The following is a 26592-nucleotide window of genomic DNA, read 5'->3' as shown; positions in this document are numbered from 1 at the left end:
TGCCCCTTTTGTTACAAGCACTTATACAGGCTTTTTCCAAAGATCCGGACTTCGGATCCATTACAGCCGGAATCAAGTCCGGCATGAAGGAACAATTGGTTTCGGGTCTATCCGGCTCGGCGCGTCAGATTATGCTGGCTGCCTTGCATCAGGAAATGAACCGACCATTGCTCGTAGTAACACATAATATGTTTTCAGCTCAAAAAATTGCAGAAGATTTACAGGAAGCGCTTTCACCTGATCAGGTGTTGATCTATCCTGCCAACGAACTTGTCGCTGCGGAAGCTGCTGTTTCCAGCCCGGAAACATTGGGTCAGCGTATTGATGTGTTGGTCCGTTGCGCCCAGGGATTCAGGGGCGTTGTTGTTATTCCTTTTTCCGGGGTAAGACGTTATGTTCCGCTTCCGGAAGTGATGGCCAATGCTCGAATTTTGATCAAACAGGGTAACACACTTCAACTGGACTCCTTCCTGCTGGAGATGGTAAAGCTCGGATACGAGCGTGTGGAACGCGTGGAATCTCGTGGTGAGATGAGTGTACGCGGAGGTATCATCGACTTCTATCCGGTTACTTCATCGATCGCATATCGGGTGGAGTTATTTGATGATGAGATCGACTCCATTCGGACATTTGATCCAGCGGATCAGCGTTCGATTGAACGGATTGAAGAAATTACGGTTTTACCATGCAAGGAGTTAATTGCAGATCGTGAACGTATGGAAAAGGCTGCCGATGCGGCTGCTCTTTTGCTGGAGCAACAGCTGGAGAAAATGACGGACCGGCAGGCGAAGCTGCGTCTTCGTGAGGAAATTCACCGGGAGATCGAGCTTTTGCGGGAACACGTGTATTTCTCCGAAATGTATAAATATATTTCTCCGCTCTATCCGGAGAACAAAACGATCTATGACTATATGCCAGAAGATACCCTGCTGGTTCTTGATGAGCCTGCCAGACTATCGGAGACATCGAAACAGCTGGACCGTGATGAATCAGAGTGGAACCTGCATTTGATGCAAAACGGAAAAACACTTCCGGATCTTCCATTATCCGCAGACGGTGATGAACTCTTGTATGAGCGTCCATTCCAGACGCTGTTTATGTCGATCTTTTTGCGCCAAGTTCCACACACTCAACCACAAAACATTCTGAACTTCATCAGTCGTGGTATGCAGGATTTCCATGGACAGATGAACGTACTGAAGGCAGAGATGGAGCGTTGGCAGAAGGCCGGAGTCAAAGTGCTCATGCTGGCGAACGGTGAGGAGCGACTCGAGCGGATGCGCCGGGTACTGATGGACTATGATATTCTAGAGCCAGAGATGATGATCGGTAATTTGCAAACGGGATTTGAAATGCCGTCCATTCATTTGGCTGTTGTGACCGAGGGCGAGATGTTCTCGCAAAAACAGCGTAAAGTACGCAAACCGATTCGGAATGTGGATAATGCTGAACGGATCAAATCCTATAGCGAGCTAAAAGTGGGCGATTATGTCGTTCATCAGAACCACGGGATTGGTAAGTACCTGGGGATCGGCACCCTCGAGGTTGGCGGTATTCATAAGGACTACATGCATATTCTCTATGCGGGTGGAGACAAACTGTCTGTACCTATTGAGCAGATCGATCTGATTCAAAAATATGTTGGATCCGAAGAGAAAGAACCGAAAATATACAAGCTGGGCGGCAATGAGTGGACACGGGTTAAAAATAAAGTCCGCACATCTGTACAGGATATTGCTGATGATCTGATTAAGCTGTATGCAGAGCGTCAGACCTCCAAAGGGTTTGGGTTCGACAAGGATTCTGCGGAGCAGCAGGAGTTTGAGGACATGTTCCCTTACGATGAGACACGTGATCAGGTGCGTGCGATCGAAGAAATCAAAAAGGACATGGAACAAAACCGTCCAATGGATCGTTTATTGTGTGGGGATGTTGGCTACGGCAAAACCGAGGTGGCTATTCGGGCTGCATTTAAAGCAGCTATTGAAGGCAAACAGGTGGCTGTACTCGTGCCAACAACCATTTTGGCACAGCAGCATTTTGAGACGTTCCGTGAGCGCTTCTCCGGTTATCCGTTCAACATTCATGTGCTTAGCCGGTTCCGTTCCCGTAAAGAGCAGAATGAAACAGCCAAAGGCATCAAGGCAGGCACAGTGGATATTGTCATCGGGACGCATCGATTGCTGTCGCAGGATCTGGTGTTCAAGGACCTGGGACTGCTCATTGTTGATGAAGAACAGCGCTTTGGTGTAACCCATAAGGAAAAACTGAAGAAGCTGAAAACCAATGTGGACGTGCTGACACTGACGGCAACGCCGATTCCGCGGACGCTTCATATGTCCATGCTGGGTGTGCGTGATCTGTCCGTTATCGAGACTCCACCAGAGAATCGTTTCCCGGTGCAGACCTATGTGGTTGAACACAGCCAGGCGCTTGTACGTGAAGCCATTGAGCGTGAGCTTGCCCGTGGTGGGCAAGTGTATTACCTCTACAACCGTGTTCAGGGAATCCAGGAGATGGCAGCCGAAATTTCTGAACTTGTGCCTGAAGCCAAAGTTGGTGTAGGACATGGTCAGATGTCGGAAACAGAGCTGGAGAAAACGATTCTGGACTTCCTGGATGGTGAATATGACGTGCTTGTGAGCACAAGTATCATCGAGACCGGGGTAGATATTCCGAACGTAAATACACTGATCGTACATGATGCGGATAAAATGGGACTCTCCCAGCTGTATCAACTGCGCGGACGTGTGGGTCGTTCCAACCGTATTGCGTATGCCTATTTTACGTACCAACGGGATAAAGTGCTTACTGAAGTTGCTGAGAAACGTCTGCAATCAATCAAAGAATTTACCGAACTGGGTTCAGGATTCAAAATTGCCATGCGTGACTTGTCGATTCGTGGTGCGGGAAATCTGCTAGGAGCGGAGCAGCATGGTTTCATCGCTTCCGTCGGGTTTGATCTGTATTCCCAGATGCTTGCAGAGGAGATCAACAAACGCAAAGTTACGATGCTTGGCGAAGAGCCGGTACCTTCAGACCAGTGGAACACAACCCTGGATCTCAGTATCGATGCCTACTTGCCGTCCGATTATATCTATGACAGTATTCAGAAGATTGAGATCTACAAAAAAGTGGCGGTCATTGCATCCTTCGACGATGCGATGGAGTTGGAAGACGAATTGGTTGACCGATTCGGTGATCTTCCGGAAGCCGTCATTAACTTGCTGGCTGTTGCGCGGATGAAAGTATACGGCAAAATCTACGGTATTGAGTCCATTTCCCAACGTGGTGAGGACATTACCGTGAAGTTCTATGAAGGGCGTGAACATGCCTTTGAACTCTCGAAAATCGCGCACATTGGAAATCAGTTCGAAAGACGTGTACAATTTGAACAAGGACCCCATATGCTGATTCACGCTAAAGGCAAGGGGCTTGGGGATAAGCAACTGATGGAGCTGGTAGAGAAAATTCTGGAGTCCATGAAAACTGCTTTTAAATCAAAGGGGGAACTAAAGGATGTTACCAAAGTATAAAAAAGTAGGAAAAGTACTGTCTGTGAGCATGGTCGCAGTACTATCCTTATCACTGCTTGCTGCATGTGGCAAGAAGGAAGAAGCAAAAACACCGGAATCGACGGATACAAGTGCTGTAGTCGCTACGTATGATGGTGGTACTATTACAGCCAATGAATTCGATATGGAGCAACGTGTCATGAAATTCCTCTATCCGGAGTATGCACAAATGATGGATATGGACGATTTCAAAGAGTATCTGGTGAAACAGGAAGTTGCTTATGAATATCTGAGTGGCAAAGCAAGTGAAGAAGCCAAAACAGCAGGTACAAAAGCGGCAACTGAGCAATTCGATAAAATGAAAGCTTCTGTTCAGGCAGATCAATGGACAGAAATGCTCAAAGCTCAGAAACTGACTGACGACAACATTAAAGACTACATGACTCGGATCATGACAGTAATCAAAGATAAAGAAACAGGCGTTACGGACGATGCAATCAAGGCTGAGTTTGAGAAAAACAAAGATCAGTTCACAACGGCTTCCGTTCGTCACGTGCTGATTAACTTCACAGATCCAAAAACGCAAAAAGAGCGTAAAAAAGAAGATGCACTTAAAATTGCAAAAGAAGTAAAAACCAAGCTGGATGGCGGAGCTGATTTTGCTGAAATTGCAAAAAAATATTCCGAAGATCCAGGTTCTGCTGAAAAGGGTGGACTGTATGAAAATACACCTGTAGGTAGCTGGGTGGAAGCATTTAAGGAAGCTGCAAAAACATTGCCACTGAATAAGATCAGTGATCCAGTAGAGACAGAGTACGGTTACCACGTCATGAAAGTGGAAGCTCGTACTGAAGCTGACTTTGCCAAATTGACGGCTGAACAAAAAGAAAGTCTGAAGAGCCAATTGGCTGCAGCCGAAATCGATACGTTCATGCAAAATGAATTGGACAAAATCGTAAAAGAAGTTAAACTGCCAAAAACAGAAAAAGCTGAAGAAGGTAAGACTGAAGGCACAACTGAAGGCACTACGGGTACAGGAACTGAAGGAGAAAAAACAACCGAACCAAAAACGGATGACTCCACAGGTACAGATACCAAGACTGACCAAGGTACGACTGGAACAGACAAAGATGCAACTACAGATGAAGGTACAAGCAGCAAGTAAGCTGGTAAAATTGCTGTGTTAGCATACGTTCAGGGTTGAATTCGCCCGAATGAATGCCTTGTACTACGTAAATATGGACAACCATACAGAGAAGCAAGGGGAGGACTTAGGACCTCCTTCTTGCTTCTTCTTTTATATATTCAAGTCGTATGGGTACATGGTCGCCTTCTTCGAAAGTTACACAACTATATTCTCCGAAGCATGTATAAGGAAATGGGAACAGATGAATACTATGGTCAAGATATCACACTAAACGTTCTGGGACTTTCCTCTACCCATTAAGGAACAGTAGTTGAAAAATCTTCTCGAGAAAGTGGGGCAACATGTGAAATGAAAGCTACTGGTATTGTCCGCCGTATAGATGACCTTGGTCGTGTGGTCATTCCAAAAGAAATCCGCCGTACGTTACGTATTCGTGAAGGTGATCCACTGGAAATTTTCGTGGATCGTGATGGAGAAGTTATCCTTAAAAAATATTCGCCAATTGGCGAACTTGGTGATTTTGCCAAAGAATATGCAGAATCCCTGTATGAGAGTACAGGACATGTAACGATGATTTCTGACCGGGATACCATTATCACGGTGGCAGGCGGCTCCAAGAAAGAATATTTGGACAAGCAGGTAGGTCAGCTGTTAGAGGGATGTATGGAAAACAGGAAGACCATTCTGGAAACAAACAATGGTTCTTATGAACTTAGCAAAGATCATGACGAGACGTTATCCTCTTTTGTTATTGCGCCGATTATTTCAGGTGGTGACCCCATCGGAACGGTTATCCTGTTTAATAAGGACGAATCAGTTAAGATGTCTCAGATGGAAGTGAAGATGTCCGAGACAGCTGCTGGTTTCCTTGGCAAGCAAATGGAACAATAGACCGCAGATCAACTCCTGGTGCCCTGTCTTGGGCATACGGGAGTTTTTGCATTTTAAGGGACAACGAAGTTAGTCCGGATGATTGTGATGGGGGAGGGTTAGTCTGTGTGCCTTCAGGCAGTTATAATAGCAAGGTATGCTTAAAAGGATTACGCAGGGAGGGAATTATGAAACAGCCGTCTACAGGCTCAAGGCTGCTACAGGGTGCATTTATACTTGGGCTTGCCGCCATTATCTCTAAAATTATTGGTGCTTTTCAGAAGATTCCGCTGCAGAATCTGGGGGGAGACGGTGTATTTGGCATCTACAATACGGTATATCCGTTATATATGCTCATTATCACGCTTGCTACTGCAGGGCTGCCGCTGGCCGTATCCAAATTCGTAGCAGAACAGAACGCACTCGGAAGACCAGACGAGAGCAGAAGAATTATTCGACTATCTTCCCTACTGCTCGGGGGAATTGGAATTATAATGGCGCTCTTGATGTATGCAGGTGCGCCACTGATCGCTGACATGATTGGCAACCGCCATGTAGTTCCATCGATTCGTGCAGCTTCATCGGCGTTATTGTTCGTACCGGTGATGACAGGGCTGCGGGGATATTTTCAGGGATTACAGCAGATGGTTCCAACAGCGGTATCACAAGTGGTGGAGCAGACGATACGTGTCACCGTCATGATTGTTCTGCTTCTGTGGTTGATGAGACGGGACGCTTCGCTTGAGACTATTGCTGCTGGTGCCATGATAGGCTCCGTTGCTGGTGGAATGGTTGGGCTGTTAACCATGTTAGGATACATGGTCCGTCACCGGCGAAAAGGCAGGGAAGTGGTCAACGGGCAGTTGAATTCGGAATGGAGCAGTAACAGTGGAGAGGTTGGATCAGATCGTCATGAGCGTCAGGAGAATACACCGGTTACGCCGCTGAAGAAAACGGTGAGTGCTATTAACCCGGCTCTGGCAGAAAGATCACGATCCAATGGGGAGTGGATCAAGACGCTACTCATGTACGCCATTCCCGTCTGTCTCGGGTCGCTGGCTGTGCCACTGATGAATCTGGTGGATACCTTCACTGTACCCCGATTGCTGCGGGGAGAAGGACTGGACGAGCTTCAGTCGATGGTTTCCTTCGGCATCTACAACCGTGGATTGCCGCTGGTTCAACTGGTGACGATGCTTGCCACGTCACTATCTGTGCTGTTTATTCCGGCGATGGCGGAAGCACGGTTAAAGGGCGGGCCAGAAGCCGTCCGGCAGCAAGCAGGCCTCGCGCTGCGCTGGTTCTGGTTGATCGGCCTGGCGGCATCCGCGGGTCTTGCGGTGCTGGCGGAGCCGATTAACCGCATGCTGTACGGAGATGCCGCAGGCACCGAAGCACTGCGGTACATGGCGCTGACGGCTGCGGGCAGCACCGTCAGCATTATTGCGGCGGCGCTGCTGCAAGGCCTCGGCGCCGTGCGTGCACCCGCGTTCAGCATGCTGGCCGCCGCAGGCGTCAAGGCGCTGCTGAACGTCATGCTTGTGCCGGCGCTGGGCATCAGCGGCGCGGCCCTGGCAGGCGCAGTCGCCTACATGCTGGCGGCTGGCCTGAATGTGGCGCTGCTGGCGCGACTTGTCGCCCTGCGCCCTGCCCCTGGCGCCGTCCTGGCGAAGCCGGCGCTGGTGATCGCCGCCATGAGTCTGGCGGCGTTAGGCACGGCCTGGGCCGCCGAAGCCGTGCTCGGCGGCATGGGTGTCGCGGCCGACCGCCGGCTGGCCGCGATGGGCGTGAGCCTGCTGGGCATTGCCATAGGCTCGGCCGTGTTCTTGCTGGCGGCGGCCCGGACAGGGCTACTGACCGCCGCGGAGCTGGCGGCTGTGCCCAAGTTGGGGCCTCGCCTTGCCAAGCTTCTGCGCAGACTGCGTGTGCTGCGCTAGCTTCATGCACACGGTGCTTCTACACCCAGCACAGCTAATATGCAATTATAGGATATCGAATGATTCTGGTATAATACGTGTCATTAGTCCTGTTCAGACACGATGATTATGAGACTGGACAGGATAGTCCGGATGGAGGTTTACGTAATGAGTGCAGCTTTAACCGTAGTGGGTCTTGGATCTGGAGATGCAGACCAACTGACCGTAGGTATTATCAAAAAAATGAAACATGCAGCTACGCTGTATGTACGTACCCTGGATCATCCCGTTTTGAATGATCTGAAGCAAGAGGGACTGGTAATGACCTCATTTGATGCCATCTATGAGGCGAAGTCCTCCTTCCCCGAGGTGTATGATGAGATCGCAAACCAACTGATAGAGGCTGCTCGTAAGGGTGAGGCCGGAACCGAAGTTGTGTATGCCGTTCCGGGTCATCCCATGGTGGCAGAAGCAAGTGTGCGCCTACTCAAAGAGCGTTGTCCGCAGATGGGTATTTCACTGCGTGTGATGGGCGGGGAGAGCTTCCTAGATGAAGCTTTTATACGACTTGGATTCGATCCAATCGAAGGTTTTCAACTTCTGGATGCCAGCAGCCTGAACACGGAACTGGTACAACCACAGCTACATACGTTGATCGGACAAGTCTACGATGTGTTCACTGCTTCCGATGTGAAGCTATGCCTGATGGAGGTTTACCCGGATGATTATCCGGTATTTGTGGGTCATGCGTTGGGTGTGGAGGGTCAGGAGGTCATTCACAAGATTCCATTGCACGAACTGGACCGGATCGAAGGGTACGGCAATCTGTCACTGATCTATGTACCGAAGAACACCGATGATGCCTTGCGTCGCAGATCCTTTGCGCGTTTGCATGAGATCGTCAATATTCTTCGCAGTCCGGGTGGCTGTCCATGGGATCAGGAGCAGACGCATCAATCCATTCGCAAAAACCTGATTGAAGAGACCTATGAGGTCATTGAGACGATCGATGAGGATGACCCCGACCATATGAAAGAAGAGCTGGGTGATTTGCTGCTGCAGATTTTATTGCACTCCCAGATGGAAGAAGAAGTGGGTACATTTAATGTGTATGATGTCATCGAAGGTTTGAATGATAAGCTGATCTTCCGCCATCCACATGTGTTTGGCGATAATCAGGCAGAAGATGCGAATGAAGCTCTTCAGAACTGGGAACAGATGAAGGCAGAGGAGAAGAAGCGCAAAGGCCAGGATCAGCAGAAGGTTTCCGTGCTGGATGGTATACCGCGTGACTTGCCTGCATTGATGAAGGGATACAAGTTACAGAAGAAAGCAGCCAAAGTAGGCTTTGACTGGGATGATGTTGAAGGTGTGTTTGCCAAGATCGAGGAAGAACTGGCGGAGTTGAAAGAAGCGGTGCAACAAGGCCAGTCTGCGGAAGAACGGAAGCTCGAACTGGGTGATTTATTATTCGCAGCCGCAAACGTTGCAAGATTCATCGATACGGACCCGGAAGAGGCGCTTGCTGCGACCAACCGCAAGTTCGTTGGGCGGTTCCAGTACATCGAAGAGCGTTTGCGTGAACAGGGAAGAACACCAGCAGATAGCAATGTAGAAGAGATGGAGCAATTCTGGCAGGATGCGAAGAAGGCAGGATTATAACGGGTTCAATTTTCTGGGAAATACCGATAAACCTTATTCCATCATGTTATGCAGTGTGTTATGATATACGAACATGTGTTCATCTGTGTTGACTGGGATAGGTGTTTAGCGACGGATGGTTTCGGGTACTGGTCTTAGACTGTTGCCTGCGGACCATCGACAAAAAGCTAAAAAAAGTCGCGGACTAAGGCAGGATTTCAGATGCCAAGCCAGAATACATGTGTAGTGACCTAACGCGAATCAGCGGCAATCGATGTATTGTCAGGAATCGCAGATACTTTTTTTTCAATTTGGGAGGCTTTTAAAAATGAACAAAACAGATCTGATTAACAACATTTCAACCAAAAGTGGTTTGACTAAAAAAGACGTTGAGTCCGTATTGAACGGCTTTTTGGGAGAAATTACAGATGCACTTGCCAGCGGAGACAAAGTACAATTGATCGGCTTTGGCACTTTTGAGACCCGCAAACGTTCCGGTCGTACCGGACGTAACCCACAAACAGGGAATGAAATCGTGATTCCTGAGTCCACTGTTCCTGCATTCAAAGCAGGCAACAAACTTAAAGAAGCCGTAAAATAATGCGTCTTGATAAATTCCTGAAGGTCTCCCGGCTAATCAAACGCCGCACTGTGGCCAAGGACGTCTCTGAACAGGGACGTGTTCTGGTGAACGGACGTGAAGCTAAGCCCAGCGCCGCTGTCAAAGTGGGCGATGAGCTGACGGTTCAGTTCGGTCAGAAACTGGTCACTGTGAAGGTGGAACGAATTGCCGAGAGTACCAAGAAGGATGAGGCGAGCAGCCTCTACACCTTGGTGAAGGAAGAGCCGATCGCCAAGGATAACGGGATGAACTGGTAACAGTACATCTGGTATTAAATATTCATTCAATGCAAGTTGAATCGAAACGTCCTCCTGTAACAGGGAAGGGCGTTTTTGTTTTTACTGGATGCCGGGTTATTTGTTCAACAACGCTGGTTCTATTCCAACCTCCACACCCATAAGCTAGGTGTAAGAAGGAGGGGTACATGCCATGGTTGAGCACGGTAAGGCCAAACAGCATCATCTGAGCATGCAGAATCGGAAACTGCTGGATCTGACGGGTGTCTCCAACGTGGAGAGCTTCGACAGTGAGGAATTTTTGCTGCAGACTGAACTTGGGCATCTGACCATCCGGGGGCACAATTTACATATCAAAAACCTGAGCCTGGAGGAAGGTCTGTTATCCATTGAAGGCACAGTCAGTTCGCTCCAATATCTGGACCCCGGTTCCCAGTCCAAAAATGGTAAAGGCCTGTTTGGCAAGATGTTCCGATGAGTCCGGATACTCAATGGATCACATTGATGTGGATGCTTACCTCGGGGGTCGTGATGGGAATGGCCTACGACAGTTACCGGGTACTGTCCGGACAGCTGCGGTTTCCGAGATGGAGTATACACACGCTCGATCTGTTGTACTGGGTTGCTTCCGCGCTGTTCGTTTTTCGGATGCTATACGCCGGAAACCACGGACAGTTGCGGTTTTATGTCTTTTTGGGGCTGATTATAGGGGTTTGCTTCTATTTTTGGCTTTTAAGTGTTACAACCCAGCGTTTTGTGGTAATGTTAATTAAACTCGCAAGAACGCTGATTCATTGGTGTGGACATATCCTTAACATCCTGATCGTTATGCCGGCTAAAGGAATTTATAAGTTAATTCGCGTATTAATCGGTTTTGTAATTGCGATACTATTATTCCTGAGCAGGCTGGTGCTGCAATGTTTGGTACCTTTCGGCAAGTTGTTCCGCTGGATGTTTAGGCCGCTCCTGAAACATTGGGTAACGCCACGCTTCATGATCCGTGTGGGTACAAGAATTGCAGCGATGTGGAAACGCTGGTTTTAAGGAGGTCCGTAATGGGTAAAACACCTGTGGGCAGATCAAAGGCTCCAACTAACCAAGGAAAATCTGCCGGTGCAAAAAGGCGCCTCATGCTTTGGATGACGTTTATGATTGTATTTGTAATATGGGCAGGATATACATTCCTTGTGCAGACTGCACAAATTTCGGACAAGAGTTCTCATCTGGCCACTCAGCAAGCTTCAAAGGAAGATACGTTGAAGAAGCTGGAACAGTTGAAGTACGAAGTCAGCCGGTTGAATGACCCTGAATACATAGGACAGCTGGCACGGAAAAAAGGATATTATCTTCCTGAGGAAACGCCGATCCAGGTTGAAGAGTCAGGGAACTGATGGAATTCGGTCTATTACCGAGCTAGGTTTGTTATCCGTGTGTCTGAAGCCGTTAAACCGGAAAAAATAGGCTCTCTGATGGGGTAGTGTTCAGTTGACCTTGGTTTATGGCATAAGGTATAATTACATTAGCGCAGCATTGATTTTGGCATTCAAAAAATCGGGTTGTATATTTTTAAGGGAGGATCATTTTATTCTATGGCAATTGAAGTGGGCACCAAGTTAGAGGGCAAGGTGACAGGAATCACGCATTTTGGAGCATTTGTGGATCTGTCAGGAGGTGTCACGGGTCTCGTTCACATCTCGGAAATCGCCGACAATTATGTCAAAGATGTCAACGACCACCTGAAGCTGAATGACCTCGTTACAGTGAAGGTTATCAACGTTGACAAGGATGGCAAGATCGGACTTTCCATTAAGCAAGCTGTTGACAAACCGGTTGAGCAACAAACCCAATCTAGACCCCCGAGAGCTCCTAGACCGGAACGCAGTGGAGGAGATCGCGAACGATTCAGCGGCGGAGGCCCAAGTGGTGGCCAAGGTCGTGGTGGTGGCGGCGGTGGATTTAACCGTGGTGACCGCGGAGGCCGTTCTTTCAAGCCCGCAGCAGGCAAACCTTCATTTGAGGATAAAATGTCACGCTTCCTGAAAGATAGTGAAGAGCGGATCTCTTCGCTTAAGAAGAACACAGAAGGCAAACGCGGAGGCCGTGGAGCTAAGCGTGTGTAATCTGTCACAACCTGATCTAAACATATAAGTAAAACCGTTAGCCCATGGGCTAACGGTTTTTTTGCGTTTCTTTCACAGATAAGTAGTTGAATAGCTTTTTTTGTAAGGTGAAGCTCCATATCCCCAGTTTTTCTGCACGGCAAAATGAAACCATAAGAACATTTGTCGTCTACCATTTTTTACCGACAGGTTTCCGTGGCATTCCACAGTTATCCTGCTCAAATGGTGGCGAGACCAAACCATATCCGGTTCAAAATCAGACATTCCGATTGTCGGAATCAAGTAGGAGATTGAATGAAACCACAATAAGGCCGGGGTTTCGCTCCACCGCGCCAAGCTTGTTTCTTTTGTCGTAAACTTTTTGGACCCTGCCCACCTATTCTGACAAACTACGTCTTCTAATCTATCTATAATCAGAACCATCGAGAACGAAACACGAAAATTCAAATTAATCGAATGGGGTGCCTTGAGGATGATGGAAAAGTGGAATGTCATTCAATTTCCGGGAATGAAAGCAGGTAAAGGAGGTACGGAAGCTCGGGAGGAGCTGTCGGTACGTCTGAAACAATGGCTTGGCTCCCGCAAGGCTGTCCAGATGGTTGCTTCCCGCAAATGGGTACTGCTGCTTACGTTTATGGGGTTCCTGCTCGGAAAGGCAATGATCCTGAATGAGTTATCTCCCTTTGCCATTGCTTACTTCGCCGTAATTGCTTTCATGCGCAGGGATTACATCATTCCGGTAGGCGCTGCACTTCTCGCAGGCAGTCTCTTTGCACCGTTTCCGGTACCACTCATTGTTGCATCGGAGATCGCCATCTTTTATCTGCTCTTCCGCGGTCTGGAGTCATATGATCGTGCTGAATTATCTTATGCACCAACGATGGTGTTTACGACTACATTTATGGTCAAGTTATTCGCGGTTGTGATTGGACCATCCTTCAGCTGGTACGCGATGCTGATGCTCACGATGGATTCCGTACTAAGTTTCGTGCTCACCCTTGTTTTTATACAAGCCATACCGATCTTCACCTACCGCAAAAAAAAGTTCAGCCTAAAGAACGAGGAGATCCTCTGCCTGATCATATTGCTCGCTTCCGTTATGACGGGAGCCGTAGGGTGGACCATTCAGTCCTTATCCGTCGAGCATATGCTCTCCCGTTATCTCATATTAATCTTTGCTCTAGTGGGCGGAGCCCCCCTCGGAGCCTCAGTTGGGGTCATTACCGGCTTGATTCTGAGTCTGGCTGACATGTCAGCGGTGTATCAGATGAGCCTGCTTGCTTTTGCCGGGATGCTGGCGGGTATGCTTCGAGAGGGTAAACGTGCAGCGGTTGCACTGGGCATGCTGCTGGGTTCGTCCATTCTATCCATATATCTGGGAGGACCGGGCGATGTGATGAATTCATTATGGGAGACGTGTGCAGCTATCGTACTATTCATGTTAACACCTAAAAGCCTGATGACGGCGATATCCAAATATGTACCGGGTACGCAGGATCATACGAAATCCCAGCATGAGTATGCCAAACGGATACGGGATATCACGGCAGAACGGGTAACCCGGTTCTCACAGGTATTCCGTCAATTGTCACGCAGCTTCGATCAGATGTCCGGTGCAGGGGAGCAGGTACAGAAAGAAGGTGGAATGGACCATTTCATGAATGCGGTTGCCGAGGGCACATGTGCAAGCTGCTTCAAGCGTACACAATGCTGGGATGCGAAGTTTATTCAAACCTACAAATATATGACGGACGTGATGAGTACGATTGAAGGAAACCCGGAGATCTCAGGCAAGCAGATTCCAGTGGACTGGAACAGGGTGTGTGCGAAACCGGAAGAGGTTCTTGAAGTCATGCGTGCCCAGTATGGACTGCATCAACATAACATGCAATGGAAGCGTCAAATTATCGATAGCCGGCAGCTGGTTGCAGAGCAATTGTCCGGTGTATCTCAAGTCATGGAGGACCTGGCCAAAGAAATTCAGCGGGAAAGTGATGAGATGGTACAGCAGGAGGAGCAGATTCGGGACGCACTGGAGTCACTGGGCTTGTCCATTCACTCCATTGAGATCATCAATCTGGAAGCGGGCAATGTAGAGATTGAGATTGTACATGCATATACACGTGGATTCGATGAGTGCCGAAAAATGATTGCTCCGCTGATTTCGGATGTACTGGACGAGCATATTGCAGTCTTGCATGAGACCTTGACCGATCCCCGTCAGGGACTGGCAACCGTCACGTTTGGTTCGGCCAAAACGTTCGAGGTAACCACGGGTGTTGCTGCCGCCGCAAAAGGGGGAGATGTGATGTCAGGCGACAGCTTCAGTACGGTTGAGTTAGGCAATGGTACATTTGCAGTGGCGCTCAGTGATGGAATGGGCAATGGAGAACGGGCACGCATGGAGAGCAGCGCGGCGCTGAACATACTGGAACAGTTGTTACAGTCCGGCATGGACGAGAAACTGGCGATCAAATCCGTGAACTCCGTTCTGATGCTGCGCTCCCCTGAAGAGATGTATGCCACTGTGGATATGGCACTGATTGATGAATATACGGCAGAGACCACGTTTATGAAAATCGGATCGACGCCAAGTTTTATCAAACGAGGACAGGAGGTTATTCAGGTTTCGGCCAGCAATTTGCCAATCGGTATTATTAAGGATATTGAAGTGGATCTGGTGACGGTACAGCTTCAGCCGGGGGATATCCTCATTATGATGACGGATGGCATCTATGATGCACCGGGGTATGCGGTGAACAAAGAGTTATGGATGAAACGGCTCATTCAAGAGATTGATACAGATGATCCGCAAGATTTGGCCGATTGCCTGCTTGAAAGTGTCATAAGATATCAGCAGCATGAGATCTTGGATGATATGACCGTCGTTGTTGGAAAAGTAGAGCATTTCCGCCCTGAATGGGCCACACTGCGTGTGCCTGGCATCAACCGGATGGAGCGTCCACGGACTGTCAGTTAATTGCATATTCTTCTGTTTGAAGTCTCTTCATTCTGGCAATGCTAGTCATAGAGTTGGAGAGTAACGAATAACGGAGGGATATCGGATGAAGCAAATCTTATTGATCACCGACGGTTGTTCCAATGTAGGACCAAGTCCAGTGCTGGCAGCGGCCGAAGCGCTGGAAGAGGGGATTACGGTTAATGTGGTTGGCGTGATTGATTATGGAACCATTGGTGAGTTGGGTAGCCGGGAGATTGAGGATATTGCCAGAGCTGGAGGTGGAATCAGCCAAATTGTAGGTACACGTCAGCTTGCCCATACGATGCAGATGATGACAAGGAAAACGGTGGTTCAGACCATTCAACAGGCGGTTAATAGAGAGTTAACACAAATTTTGGGAGAGAAGGAGCCCAAAACGGTAACCGATCTGGAGCCTGCACAACGCGCCCGGGTCGTTGAAGTGATGGATGATATGGCTGAAACTACAGCCTTACAGGTTATATTGCTAATAGACGTCAGTGCCAGCATGAAGCCCAAACTGGCTGCGGTAGAAGAAGGCATTCGTGATTTAATGTTAAGTTTGCAGGCGCGTATAGGTCAGAGCAAGCTTTCCGTATTCCATTTTCCCGGACGACACAGCGGAGAAGATGCGGTAATGGATATTGACTGGACAACGGATCCAGGCCGTGTTCGGTCCTTGTTTGGAAGGTTGCAGATGAAGGGTGCAACGCCGACAGGTCCTGCAATTCAGAAGGTGATTGATTTTTACCGTTATGGTACACTGGAGAAACAGCAGGAAATAGAAGGGAACTATCGCATTGAAAGAGAAGGGATGCTCGGTGACAACGTTGTCTGACGCCTCTTTCCCACCAGGAACAGTGGTTACAGGGAAATGGAATCGCAGTCGTTACACGATTCGGAAGCTACTGGGCAAAGGAGCTAATGGCATCGTTTTTCTTGTCCAACGGGGTGAAAATGGCAAACACTATGCGCTAAAAATGGGATTTGATCCGGTTGATCTGCAATCGGAAGTTAATGTGCTCAAATCTTTTCAACTACAGCGTAATCATGAGGCCCTTCGGCAGAGCGGCATTCCTTCCTATCTTAAAGATGTGGATGATTATGCCGTTCGTGGCCGGGATATTCCCTTTTATGTGATGCGTTACGTTAGAGGTGAGGCACTTCATCACTTCATTCGGCGTCAGGGGACAGACTGGACACTTCTGGTGGGACTTAGACTCTTGCAGAAGCTGGCACAATTGCATCAGGCGGGATGGGTGTTTGGTGATCTCAAACCTCAGAATGTGTTGGTATCCGACTATGGGCAGGTGGAATTGATCGACTACGGCGGAGTTACGTCTATTGGTCGAAGCGTCAAACAGTTCACCGAATGGTATGATCGGGGCTTCTGGAATGCAGGCAGCCGTACGGCAGATGGTACCTATGATGTATTTGCATTTGCATTATTGTTGATTCATGTACTTGAAGCAGACGCGCTCAAGGCACTGGCAGCCGAAGGATTACCGCAACTGCGAAGTGTGAATCAGCTCGTAGCGCTGGTGGAGCGCAGTGAACGACTGGGTCCTTTTCGCAATTGGACGACTCAGGCATTACGAGGTCAGTTTCGTGATGCAGGTCATGCGGCACAAGGGTGGAAGGAAATGATGGCACGCCCCACGCCTCTCCGCCGTCGTTCCAAAAGTACAACACCGCGCTGGCTTAAGAACGCATTCGCTGTATCTGTGATATTACTTATTGGAGTGCTCATCTATGCACTACTTTTCTGATCTGTGAGAGTGCATATACATAACGCAAGGAATGAGGAACAGGTATGGAGGCTTTACGCTGGAACATGCTGGTGAAGAACGTGCTGGATGCAGCGGAAGAGCATCAGTTATGGGTTCCCGGGGATCGGATTGTCGTCGCAGTATCGGGCGGGCCGGACTCGGTAGCTTTTTTGCATATCATGCACGAGATCAGCAAGCGGCATGTGCCACTTGAATTGATCTGTGCCCACGTGCATCATGGCTTCCGGAGTGAATCTGATGATGAAGCGGAGAAAATGATGGAACTGGCACAGCAGCTTGGTATTACATTTGAATGGACCAAGGCCGATGTACCTTCATATATGGAGCTTACGGGTCAAGGACCACAGGAAGCAGCCCGCAACAAGCGATATGCCTTTTTGCACGAAATGGCTTCCAAATATAATGCGGCAAGCATCGCTTTGGCACATCATGCCGATGATCAGGCGGAGACGGTCATGCTTCATTTGCTTCGTGGAACCGGCTTGTCGGGACTCTCAGGAATGAAGTTTAAAAGACGAGAAAAAAATGTGGAACTTATTCGTCCATGCCTTCGTATAAACAAGACAGACCTTGTAGAAGCTTGTAATACCCAGGGTTTTATGTATTTCAATGATGAGAGCAACGCCCTGCGTAAATATCGGCGTAATGCCATTCGCTTGGATGTGCTTCCTTTTTTGGGGCAGTATAATGGACAACTCACGCCGTCATTGAATCGGCTTGCCGAAATTGTGGGTGATGAAGACGATTTCATGGAGCAGAGTGCATATGACACATACAGGTGTCTAGTGCAGGTGAACGGCGGAAGGCAAACCTTTGAGGTGCCTTCCTTCTTGAAGTTACATGTCGCTTTACAACGAAGGTTGATTAAACTAATATTGAATTATCTGCCTTTGGACAGTGATTTTGTCGACTTTACCCGTATAGAAACCATTCGGCGCAAGGTCATGGAGACCCATGTGACGACCTGGAGCCTGGATATAGGACAGACACTCGCCTGCACTCGGGAGTATAATCTGATTTCTTTTGGCATACGGACGGACGTACAGGATCAATCTTACGAGTATCGTCTTGCGCAATGGAGTGGAACTTATGAGCTTTCACTCACCCCAATTAACCGGTATATTCGGTTGATGACGGTGAGTCCCGAGGACTATCATGTACCGGAATCGGCGGATCAAGCCGCGTTTGATGCGGATCAACTGCTTATGCCGCTGGTTGTGCGTTCACGGTTACCTGGAGATACCATGAAAGTGATGGGATTAAACGGAAGCAAAAAGGTGAAAAATATTTTCATCGATGAGAAAATCCCCCCATCTGTCCGTCCACGTATTCCTGTGGTATGTGATGGAGCAGGTCATATCATCTGGTTACCGGGTGTTCGACGGTCCAGTGTGGCTCCTGTCAGGGAGGGCACTTCCGCAATCCTGTACATGACTGTAGGCGATTCAGCGATTCAGGGGTAGTGGTTATGGTTCAGGTAAGGCTTTCATAGTATAACTTAGGAGGTTCGCACAGTTGCAGAACGACATTCAGGAAGTATTGATCAGTGAAGAAGAAATTCAGAGTAAAGTCAAGGAATTAGGCGCAACACTAAGTGCCGAATATGCAAATCGCAATCCTTTGGTCATTTGTGTGCTCAAGGGTGCGTTTATATTTATGGCTGATTTGGTTAAAAACATAACGGTACCTGTTGAAATGGATTTTATGGCAGTATCCAGTTACGGCGCTTCCACCAAGTCATCAGGTGTTGTCAAAATCATTAAGGATCTGGATGTATCCGTTGAAGGACGGGAAGTTCTGATTGTCGAAGATATTATCGACAGCGGACTTACACTCAGCTATCTGATTGAACTGCTAGAAAACCGCGGTGCCGAGTCGGTGCGTGTGGTTACGCTGTTCGACAAGCCTTCAGGCCGTAAAGTTGAGTTGGAAGCTCATTACACAGGCTTTGACATTCCTGACGCGTTCATCGTTGGTTACGGTTTGGATTTTGCGGAGAAGTACCGGAACCTGCCCTATATCGGGATTTTGAAGCCGGAAGTCTATAGTAGCTAATATCCTGCCCGACCCAAGCCTTGAGCTGTTCTTGGCTTCTGTTGAGAAGCCATGTCGGGCTATGTTAAAATAATTAAAGTGTCTCGAGAGGAGGTAGGGGATGAATCGGTTCATCCGGAATTCTGGTTTTTATTTGATTCTTTTTTTAGTTGTGGTGGGGATAGTCCAGTTCGTCAGCAATGGCGGCGAAGCCACCGATAATCCTAGATATGATCAGTTGCGTGCAGCGATCAAAGCCAACAATGTCTCTGAATTGACGGTTCAATTCAACGGTCAAACGTATCTCGTGACCGGTCAATACAAGAAGGCACCTGATGGCGCCAAATCAGAAAATTTCTCAACGTATATTCCTCCTACGGATGAGGCAATTAGTGAGCTTGTAGCTGCAAGTGAAACTAACAATTTCCAATATCATCAGGAGCCAATGAAAGGTGACAGCATCTGGTTGACGTTGCTGACTTCCTTTATTCCTTTGATCATTATGTTCCTGCTGTTCTTCTTCCTGTTTAATCAGGCTCAAGGCGGCGGCGGTAAAGTAATGAACTTTGGTAAAAGCCGTGCTCGTCTCTACAACGAAGAGAAGAAGCGGGTTACATTTGAAGATGTTGCGGGTGCTGACGAAGAGAAACAGGAACTTGTTGAGGTTGTAGACTTCCTCAAGGACCCTCGTAAATTCGCAGCAGTAGGTGCGCGGATTCCTAAGGGCGTATTGCTCGTAGGGCCTCCAGGTACCGGTAAAACATTGCTCGCTCGTGCCGTAGCCGGTGAAGCGGGTGTACCATTCTTCACTATTTCAGGTTCCGACTTCGTGGAAATGTTTGTCGGTGTCGGTGCATCACGTGTACGTGATTTGTTTGAAAATGCGAAGAAAAATGCCCCATGTATCATCTTTATCGATGAGATTGATGCTGTAGGACGTCAGCGTGGTGCTGGTCTCGGTGGTGGTCACGATGAACGTGAACAGACACTCAACCAGTTGCTCGTTGAGATGGACGGATTCGGAGTTAACGAAGGTATTATCATCATAGCCGCAACGAACCGTGCAGATATTTTGGACCCTGCCTTGCTGCGTCCTGGACGTTTTGACCGTCAAATTACGGTTGACCGCCCTGATGTAAGAGGTCGTGAAGCTGTCCTGAAAGTACATTCCCGTAATAAACCACTGACCAAAGATGTGAAGATGGATATTATCGCGAAGCGTACAACAGGTTTCTCTGGTGCGGATTTGGAAAATCTCTTGAACGAAGCGGCATTGCTTGCAGCGCGTCGTAACCGTAAAGATATTTCCATGAAGGAAGTTGACGAAGCGATTGACCGTGTCATCGTTGGTACGGAGAAGAAAAGCCGTGTCATCAGTGATCGCGAGAAACGAATCGTTGCTTATCACGAAGCAGGTCATACCATTGTTGGATACTTCCTCGAACATGCTGATATGGTACATAAAGTGACCATTATTCCGCGCGGACGTGCGGGTGGATATGTAATCATGTTGCCAAAAGAAGACCGTATGCTGGTTACCAAGCAGGAATTGCTGGATAAAGTAACCGGACTTCTCGGGGGTCGTGTAGCTGAAGAATTGTTCATCGGAGAAATTGGTACTGGTGCATACAGTGACTTCCAGCAAGCGACAGGTATTGTTCGCAGCATGGTTATGGAATACGGTATGAGTGAGAAATTGGGACCTATGCAATTCGGAAGTTCACAAGGACAGGTATTCCTTGGTCGGGATATCGGTCATGAACAGAATTACTCGGATTCCATTGCTTACGAGATTGATCAGGAAATGCAACGCTTTATTAATGACTGTTATGAGAAGTGTAAGGACTTGCTTGTTAAACATTCAAAAGAGATGCACCTGATCGCTCAAACTTTGCTTGAGGTTGAGACTTTGGAAATGGATCAGATCAAGCAATTGATCGAAACAGGTTCTTTGACTCCAAAAGCAGAGAATGACAATGATGGTGAAGGCACACCAACTGAAGGCGGAGAGCCAATCATCGACACCATCGGTGATGTGCGTGTTCGTATTCAAGGTAAAGATGAAACGCCTGAGCCACCAGCCGGAGATATTCCAAACGAAGCTCCGAATCTGGAAAAGGGTAATAACAATAACCCGGATGATGGCGGAACGAAGCCAACGTCTTAATGCACAATACATCTGGCTATAATAGCAGGTGAAATCAAGAGAGCCCTCGGGGCTCTCTTTTTTTATCCATTATTTTAAAAGAGGATAGATAAAGATAAACGGGAGTTAGATGGCGAACCAGTTAGCAAACAGGTGGTTACAGCGCTGTTCCGGGCCTTTTTCATTTATTGACAGAGTCGTGAACGTTGTGTAAATTAGTTGTTAAACCGCTTGTGATTCGTTTCTCAAGCGAAGATAACGACTTAGGTTAGCCCACGAAACAGCGCATGACGCTGTCCCGATAAAGGAGAGGATCACAGGTGGAAGCTCTGGCTTTAGAGCGCAAGGCTGAGATGAACCGCGAGCTGCGTGAGCGGCTTATGGTGTTGAAAAAGGAACGTAATGCCATTATTCTTGCCCATTATTATCAACGTGACGAAGTACAGGAGGTTGCCGACTTCCGTGGAGATTCATTTCTGTTAGCCCAGAAGGCAGCACAGACAGATGCGGATGTGATCGTTTTCTGTGGTGTTCATTTTATGGGTGAAAGCGCTAAAATTCTTGCGCCAAATAAAACAGTTATTATTCCGGACGAACGTGCGGGCTGCCCAATGGCAGATATGGTGAATGTGGATGGACTACGCAAATTGAAAGCACAACATCCTAATGCCAAGGTGGTTACGTATATCAATTCCTCGGCTGAGATCAAAGCAGAGACTGACATCTGTTGTACATCAGCGAACGCAGTCCGGGTTATTCAATCGGTGGATTCCGACGAAATTATCTGGGTACCGGATAAAAACCTGGGACATTATGTGCAGCAGCATACAGACAAGAAAATGATTATCTGGGAAGGTTACTGCAACACTCACGATATGCTTACAGTCAAAGATGTGGTAGAGATGAGAGCCAAGCATCCAAATGCAGAGTTTGTTGTCCATCCAGAGTGTCGCCCTGAGGTTGTAGAAATGGGTGATTTTGTAGGCAGCACAACAGCTATTCTGGAGTATTGCAAAAATTCATCAGCGAAGGAATTTATCGTAGGTACCGAAGATGGTACAGGATATCAGCTTCGTTTGGATAGTCCGGATAAACAGTTCCACTTTGCTACCAAGTTCCTCGTATGTCCCAACATGAAGGTGAACAACTTGAAGAAACTGGTGAAATGCCTGGAAACGATGAAGCCGCAAATCTATGTGCCACCGGCCGTTGCCGACAAAGCCAGAGAATCACTAGAGCGCATGTTGTTGGTAAAGTAGGATGCGCTACTCTTGCTCCAAGACAGGTGAATAACATGATACCGCAATATTTAGTTGATTTCGATCTGTCTGCGCTACCCATGGTAGAGACGGATGTACTGGTTATAGGCTCAGGGATTGCTGGTTTGTTTACTACCATTAAGGCAAGTGAACAACAACGTGTATTAATGATCACGAAGAAGTCATTACTTGAAAGTAACACCAGATATGCGCAGGGAGGCATCGCTGCGGTTATTGCTGAGGATGATTCGCCTGCTTATCACTTGCAGGACACACTTGTAGCAGGAGCGGGCTTATGCCGCTCCGAAGCGGTAGAGGTATTGGTGAATGAGGGGCCGGACGGAGTGAAGGAACTGATTCGTTTGGGTACTTTATTTGATCTGGAGAACGGCGAGTTGGCGTTGACGCAGGAAGGTGCGCATAGCCACCGCCGTATTTTGCATGCCAACGGAGATGCAACGGGATATGAGATTGTACGTGCTCTTGCTGTTGAAGTGAATGAACATCCTGGGATTGAAGTATGGGATGAGCATTTTGTTGTTGACCTGATTACAGATCGAGATCGAGGGGAATGCATTGGCGCTCTGGTTCAGAAGGATGACGGATCGCAAGTGTTCGTGAAGGCACAGGCAACCGTTCTTTGCTCTGGTGGGGCAGGACAACTGTACCGATACACGACGAATCCGGATGTAGCTACTGCCGATGGTGTAGCCATGGCCTATCGGGCTGGAGCTATTGTTCGTGACATGGAATTTATCCAATTCCACCCCACCTCTCTTTGTTACCCGGGGGCCCCGCGTTTCCTTGTGTCAGAAGCCGTACGCGGCGAAGGAGCATATTTGCGCAATGTGAAGGGTGAGCGCTTCATGGATCGTTATCATGCCCAGCTTGAACTGGCCCCACGCGATATCGTGGCACGAGCGATTGTTAGTGAGATGGAGTCCACCAACAGTACCTTTGTGTACTTGGACATTACACATGAACAGCCAGAGATGATCAAGCATCGGTTCCCTACCATATATGAGACTTGTATGCGTTATGGATTGGACATGACAACGGACTGGATTCCCGTTGCACCTGCTGCCCATTACATGATGGGTGGAGTGAAAACGGATTTAAGTGGAGAGAGCAGTATCTCCCGATTATTTGCTTGTGGCGAGGTGTCTTCTACAGGAGTGCATGGAGCTAACCGCCTGGCAAGCAACTCTTTATCAGAAGCGATTGTATTTGGGCGGAGAATTGTTGATCGTATTCAATCTCTTCCTCCGCTTGGTTTATTACAAGGGGCTGCGCCTTCATCTGTGGACATGAATAACAAGATTAACAAGATCATGGAAGAGCAAAAGCCGGTATCCGAAAGACGCTTACGATTACAGAAAATGATGGTTCGTCAGGTCGGCTTGCGCCGGAATGGTGAGGACCTGCAGAAGGCCATGGACAAGCTGCAACAGGAATTGCAATTTTTTGATCAGACACTCACTCATAAGGAAGAGCTGGAGTATGCCAACCTTCTGACCTGTGCCTGGTTAGTTACCAGCGGTGCATTACATCGCGAGGAGAGTCGGGGGGCTCACTATCGTGAGGATTTCCCGGCACGTGATGATATCGTGTGGCAGAAGCATAGTCTGCAACAGCGAGAACAAGCGATTGTGGAGGAATTGATGTCATGATACTGAATGGATATAATGAAGGGCTTATCGAATCGATCAAAAACTGGCTTCGTGAAGATGTTGGTGCAGGTGACGTTACAACGAGTGTGACGATCCCGGCAGGCAACCAATCCAAGGCCATTATACACGCCAAAGACAATGGTATTATTGCAGGCATGATCGTAGCTGAACTTGTATTTCAAGTCGTTGATCCTGATCTTGTATTTTCACCGAAGGTAACAGACGGAGACAAGGTTACCCATGGCATGATTTTGGCCGAGGTAGAGGGAAGTACACATTCACTGCTTACGGGGGAACGATTGGCACTTAACTTGCTGCAACGTATGTCCGGAATAGCTACGCGTACGCGTGCCTACGTGGATGTGCTGGATGGTCTTGAGACCAGGCTCGTGGATACACGTAAGACAACGCCGGGCCACCGATTACTTGAGAAATATGCAGTGCGCGTGGGTGGCGGAGCGAATCATCGATTTGGACTGTACGATGCTGTTATGATTAAGGATAACCACATCAAGGGTGCAGGCGGAATCACCGAGGCGGTACAGCGTGCGCGAACCGTTATCCCACATACGATGACGATTGAAGTGGAGACTGAAAATCTGGAGCAGGTGAGAGAAGCCTTGCAAGCCGGGGCAGATATCATTATGCTGGATAACATGCATCCAGAGTGGATGCGTGAAGCGGTTGAACTTATTCGTGAACAGGCTCCTCATGTGAAGGTTGAGGCATCCGGTAACGTGTCTCTTCAGACCATTCGTGGTATTGCAGAGAGTGGTGTGGATGTAATTTCGGTTGGCAGGTTAACCTATTCCTTTGAGAGCCTGGATATTAGTCTGGATTTAAATGAAAAGAAAGAGGGGTGAACCTCTTTGATTCTAGTTGTAGACGTGGGGAACAGCAATATGGTGCTCGGCGTATATCAAGGCCGGGAATTGCTGCACCACTTTCGTCTGAGTACATCACGTCAGTCAACAGTGGATGAATACGGCGTATTGATTTATAATTTATTTCATATGTCCGGCATCAGGGCAAGTGACATCGAAGGTGTCATCATCTCATCTGTGGTTCCGCCACTGGTAAATGTAATTGAAGCGATGTGTGAGAAGTATGTAGGCAAAAAAGCTTTGCTCGTTGGGCCTGGTATCAAAACTGGCTTGAATCTGCGATACGAGAACCCTCGTGAAGTGGGTGCAGATCGTATTGTTAATGCAGTGGCAGCCGTTGAGAAGTATGGCGGCCCTCTCGTCGTGGTCGATTTCGGTACCGCAACGACTTTTGACTGTATTGACGAGAAAGGCCACTATCTGGGGGGAGCTATTGTACCTGGCATTCAGATCGCCACTGAAGCGCTCTATGAGCGGGCATCCAAGTTGCCTCGTATAGAGCTGGAGAAACCTAAAAAGGTTATTGGCCGTAATACTATTCATGCCATGCAAGCAGGTATTATATATGGCTATGCAGGGCAGGTAGATGGTATTGTAGAACGTATTCGCGAGGAGATGGGAGCGAAGCCCCGAGTTATCGCGACGGGTGGTCTCGCTACACTTATCGCAGAAGAAACCCGTAGTATAGAGGAAGTTGATCCGCTGCTTACGCTTGAAGGGCTGCGTATTATATATGAGCGGAACCGGGAAAGGTGAGCATAGTGACGGCATACAGCGGGCTGAGATTACAGCTTAAGTGTTGTGCCGTTTTTTCTGTGTTACGACTATTATGGCGATACGCCAAAGGAGGCTGAATGACTTGGAAAACAACAACAAGCATGACCGGTTAATTCGTGGTACAGCAATGAATGGAAAGGTAAGAGCCTTTGCTATCCAGACTACGGAACTGGTTGAGGAACTACGCAGAAGACACGATACGTTTCCCACGGCTACAGCTGCCATGGGGCGTACGGTTACAACAGCAGCCATTATGGGTGCAATGCTCAAAGGTGAAGAGAAGTTAACGGTACAAGTCAATGGTGATGGGCCCATTGGACAGATTGTAGCTGATGCCAATGCGAAAGGCGAAGTACGAGGATATGTTTCTAATCCGCATGTACATTTGCCAAGCAATAGTGTGGGGAAACTGGACGTTGCAGGCGCGGTTGGAACGGAAGGTTTCATCAACATAACGAAGGATTTGGGACTGAAAGAACCATATCGTGGCAGTGTGCCTATTATTTCAGGAGAACTGGGCGAAGACTTCACGTACTACTTTGCGCAATCGGAGCAAACTCCTTCTGCTGTAGGCGTTGGTGTGCTCGTTGATACGGATAATTCCGTTATTGTCTCAGGTGGATTCATTATGCAGCTGTTGCCGGGATTGACAGATCCAGAGATCACGGCGATCGAAAACGCCATTAGTACGTTGCCGCCAGTGACGACTTTGCTGGAGCAGGGGCTTGAATTGGAAGAGTTGCTTCGCCGATTATTGCCAGATGTACAAGTGATGGAAGGATTGGATATTCATTTTAGCTGTGAGTGTTCACGTGAGCGGGTAGAGAAGACACTAATCAGCCTGGGCCAAACGGAGATGGAGCAATTAATTGAAGAAGAGGGCCAGGCTGAAGTGGTCTGCCAATTCTGTAATGAAGCCTATGACTTTAACAAAGAACAACTTGAGACCATCCTAGAGCAAGCCAAGAACTGATCTATGCGGGGA

22 protein-coding genes are annotated in these 26592 nt (G+C 48.2%); all 22 read left to right on the top strand.

The genetic code is table 11. From position 1 onward, the window contains the following. The first annotated feature begins 8 nt into the window (after nucleotides 1-8). The 22 genes from mfd to hslO all read left to right on the top strand — a co-directional run bounded on the left by mfd (nucleotide 9) and on the right by hslO (nucleotide 26580). Nucleotides 9-3536: a transcription-repair coupling factor gene (gene mfd, locus C161_RS04500; protein WP_036668468.1), complete on the top strand. Its 3528-nt coding sequence runs from the start codon at nucleotides 9-11 to the stop codon at nucleotides 3534-3536. Beyond that, complete coding sequence (locus tag C161_RS04495; protein ID WP_036668467.1) at nucleotides 3520-4680, top strand: peptidylprolyl isomerase; 1161 nt, start codon at nucleotides 3520-3522, stop codon at nucleotides 4678-4680. The genes mfd and C161_RS04495 overlap by 17 nt, the downstream gene beginning before the upstream one ends. Nucleotides 4681-5010: 330 nt before the next feature. Beyond that, nucleotides 5011-5553 (top strand): stage V sporulation protein T, encoded by a 543-nt coding sequence (gene spoVT, locus C161_RS04490; RefSeq protein WP_036606123.1) that lies wholly within the window; start codon nucleotides 5011-5013, stop codon nucleotides 5551-5553. A 167-nt stretch (nucleotides 5554-5720) separates the two neighbouring features. Beyond that, nucleotides 5721-7469, top strand: a complete 1749-nt coding sequence (locus C161_RS04485) for a putative polysaccharide biosynthesis protein (protein ID WP_036668466.1) — start codon at nucleotides 5721-5723, stop codon at nucleotides 7467-7469. A 147-nt stretch (nucleotides 7470-7616) separates the two neighbouring features. Beyond that, nucleotides 7617-9110, top strand: a complete 1494-nt coding sequence (gene mazG / locus C161_RS04480) for a nucleoside triphosphate pyrophosphohydrolase (RefSeq protein ID WP_036668465.1) — start codon at nucleotides 7617-7619, stop codon at nucleotides 9108-9110. Nucleotides 9111-9417: 307 nt separating this feature from the next. Beyond that, the gene (locus tag C161_RS04475; RefSeq protein WP_017691362.1) at nucleotides 9418-9690 is read left to right on the top strand and encodes an HU family DNA-binding protein; all 273 of its coding nucleotides are present in this window, start codon (nucleotides 9418-9420) and stop codon (nucleotides 9688-9690) included. Further along, entirely contained in the window at nucleotides 9690-9968 is a 279-nt protein-coding gene (locus C161_RS04470; RefSeq protein WP_036606120.1) for an RNA-binding S4 domain-containing protein, read from the top strand. The genes C161_RS04475 and C161_RS04470 overlap by 1 nt, the downstream gene beginning before the upstream one ends. A 172-nt stretch (nucleotides 9969-10140) precedes the next feature. After that, nucleotides 10141-10425 (top strand): sporulation protein YabP, encoded by a 285-nt coding sequence (yabP, locus tag C161_RS04465; RefSeq protein WP_036606119.1) that lies wholly within the window; start codon nucleotides 10141-10143, stop codon nucleotides 10423-10425. Beyond that, on the top strand, nucleotides 10422-10991 hold the full coding sequence (yabQ, locus tag C161_RS04460) for a spore cortex biosynthesis protein YabQ (RefSeq protein WP_036668463.1): 570 nt from the start codon (nucleotides 10422-10424) through the stop codon (nucleotides 10989-10991). Before yabP ends, yabQ begins: the two co-directional genes overlap by 4 nt. An 11-nt stretch (nucleotides 10992-11002) precedes the next feature. Continuing rightward, a complete protein-coding gene (locus tag C161_RS04455; protein ID WP_017691358.1) occupies nucleotides 11003-11338 on the top strand; it encodes an FtsB family cell division protein in 336 nt (111 codons plus the stop codon). A gap of 198 nt (nucleotides 11339-11536) precedes the next feature. After that, a complete protein-coding gene (locus tag C161_RS04450; protein ID WP_017691357.1) occupies nucleotides 11537-12067 on the top strand; it encodes a S1 domain-containing RNA-binding protein in 531 nt (176 codons plus the stop codon). A 472-nt stretch (nucleotides 12068-12539) separates the two neighbouring features. Next, complete coding sequence (gene spoIIE, locus C161_RS04445) at nucleotides 12540-15047, top strand: stage II sporulation protein E (protein ID WP_200869394.1); 2508 nt, start codon at nucleotides 12540-12542, stop codon at nucleotides 15045-15047. Between the two features lie 85 nt (nucleotides 15048-15132). Continuing rightward, the gene (locus tag C161_RS04440; protein ID WP_036668461.1) at nucleotides 15133-15885 is read left to right on the top strand and encodes a VWA domain-containing protein; all 753 of its coding nucleotides are present in this window, start codon (nucleotides 15133-15135) and stop codon (nucleotides 15883-15885) included. After that, nucleotides 15869-16816 (top strand): serine/threonine protein kinase, encoded by a 948-nt coding sequence (locus C161_RS04435; protein WP_036668459.1) that lies wholly within the window; start codon nucleotides 15869-15871, stop codon nucleotides 16814-16816. The genes C161_RS04440 and C161_RS04435 overlap by 17 nt, the downstream gene beginning before the upstream one ends. 44 nt (nucleotides 16817-16860) lie before the next feature. Next, complete coding sequence (gene tilS / locus C161_RS04430) at nucleotides 16861-18300, top strand: tRNA lysidine(34) synthetase TilS (protein WP_036668456.1); 1440 nt, start codon at nucleotides 16861-16863, stop codon at nucleotides 18298-18300. 52 nt (nucleotides 18301-18352) lie between these two features. Continuing rightward, entirely contained in the window at nucleotides 18353-18892 is a 540-nt protein-coding gene (gene hpt, locus C161_RS04425) for a hypoxanthine phosphoribosyltransferase (RefSeq protein ID WP_017691352.1), read from the top strand. Nucleotides 18893-18992: 100 nt separating this feature from the next. Further along, nucleotides 18993-21038, top strand: a complete 2046-nt coding sequence (gene ftsH / locus C161_RS04420; protein WP_036606115.1) for an ATP-dependent zinc metalloprotease FtsH — start codon at nucleotides 18993-18995, stop codon at nucleotides 21036-21038. Between the two features lie 299 nt (nucleotides 21039-21337). Further along, nucleotides 21338-22276, top strand: coding sequence for a quinolinate synthase NadA (gene nadA / locus C161_RS04415; RefSeq protein WP_036606114.1), 939 nt, complete (start codon nucleotides 21338-21340; stop codon nucleotides 22274-22276). Between the two features lie 35 nt (nucleotides 22277-22311). Beyond that, nucleotides 22312-23946 carry an L-aspartate oxidase gene (nadB, locus tag C161_RS04410; RefSeq protein WP_036668454.1) on the top strand — a complete coding sequence of 545 codons (1635 nt, stop codon included), beginning with the start codon at nucleotides 22312-22314 and terminating at the stop codon, nucleotides 23944-23946. Further along, on the top strand, nucleotides 23943-24809 hold the full coding sequence (gene nadC, locus C161_RS04405) for a carboxylating nicotinate-nucleotide diphosphorylase (protein ID WP_036668452.1): 867 nt from the start codon (nucleotides 23943-23945) through the stop codon (nucleotides 24807-24809). Before nadB ends, nadC begins: the two co-directional genes overlap by 4 nt. A 6-nt stretch (nucleotides 24810-24815) precedes the next feature. Beyond that, nucleotides 24816-25586, top strand: a complete 771-nt coding sequence (locus C161_RS04400) for a type III pantothenate kinase (protein ID WP_036606111.1) — start codon at nucleotides 24816-24818, stop codon at nucleotides 25584-25586. 103 nt (nucleotides 25587-25689) lie between these two features. Beyond that, nucleotides 25690-26580, top strand: coding sequence for an Hsp33 family molecular chaperone HslO (gene hslO / locus C161_RS04395; RefSeq protein WP_036606110.1), 891 nt, complete (start codon nucleotides 25690-25692; stop codon nucleotides 26578-26580). The last annotated feature ends 12 nt before the right edge of the window (nucleotides 26581-26592 follow it).

The sequence above is a fragment of the Paenibacillus sp. FSL R5-192 genome, from assembly GCF_000517845.1.
In the GTDB taxonomy this organism is placed as follows: Bacteria; Bacillota; Bacilli; order Paenibacillales; family Paenibacillaceae; genus Paenibacillus; species Paenibacillus amylolyticus.
The sequence above is the reverse complement of the archived record's forward strand: the minus strand, read 5'-3'. Positions and strand labels throughout refer to the sequence as shown.

Bases quoted from the DNA above. Each gene is read 5' to 3' on its own strand.
- C161_RS04495 (WP_036668467.1), top strand. From the start codon at position 3,520: ATGTTACCAAAGTATAAAAAAGTAGGAAAAGTACTGTCTGTGAGCATG.
- spoVT (WP_036606123.1), top strand. From the start codon at position 5,011: ATGAAAGCTACTGGTATTGTCCGCCGTATAGATGACCTTGGTCGTGTG.
- C161_RS04485 (WP_036668466.1), top strand. From the start codon at position 5,721: ATGAAACAGCCGTCTACAGGCTCAAGGCTGCTACAGGGTGCATTTATA.
- mazG (WP_036668465.1), top strand. From the start codon at position 7,617: ATGAGTGCAGCTTTAACCGTAGTGGGTCTTGGATCTGGAGATGCAGAC.
- C161_RS04475 (WP_017691362.1), top strand. From the start codon at position 9,418: ATGAACAAAACAGATCTGATTAACAACATTTCAACCAAAAGTGGTTTG.
- C161_RS04470 (WP_036606120.1), top strand. From the start codon at position 9,690: ATGCGTCTTGATAAATTCCTGAAGGTCTCCCGGCTAATCAAACGCCGC.
- yabP (WP_036606119.1), top strand. From the start codon at position 10,141: ATGGTTGAGCACGGTAAGGCCAAACAGCATCATCTGAGCATGCAGAAT.
- yabQ (WP_036668463.1), top strand. From the start codon at position 10,422: ATGAGTCCGGATACTCAATGGATCACATTGATGTGGATGCTTACCTCG.
- C161_RS04455 (WP_017691358.1), top strand. From the start codon at position 11,003: ATGGGTAAAACACCTGTGGGCAGATCAAAGGCTCCAACTAACCAAGGA.
- C161_RS04450 (WP_017691357.1), top strand. From the start codon at position 11,537: ATGGCAATTGAAGTGGGCACCAAGTTAGAGGGCAAGGTGACAGGAATC.
- spoIIE (WP_200869394.1), top strand. From the start codon at position 12,540: ATGATGGAAAAGTGGAATGTCATTCAATTTCCGGGAATGAAAGCAGGT.
- C161_RS04440 (WP_036668461.1), top strand. From the start codon at position 15,133: ATGAAGCAAATCTTATTGATCACCGACGGTTGTTCCAATGTAGGACCA.
- tilS (WP_036668456.1), top strand. From the start codon at position 16,861: ATGGAGGCTTTACGCTGGAACATGCTGGTGAAGAACGTGCTGGATGCA.
- ftsH (WP_036606115.1), top strand. From the start codon at position 18,993: ATGAATCGGTTCATCCGGAATTCTGGTTTTTATTTGATTCTTTTTTTA.
- nadB (WP_036668454.1), top strand. From the start codon at position 22,312: ATGATACCGCAATATTTAGTTGATTTCGATCTGTCTGCGCTACCCATG.
- nadC (WP_036668452.1), top strand. From the start codon at position 23,943: ATGATACTGAATGGATATAATGAAGGGCTTATCGAATCGATCAAAAAC.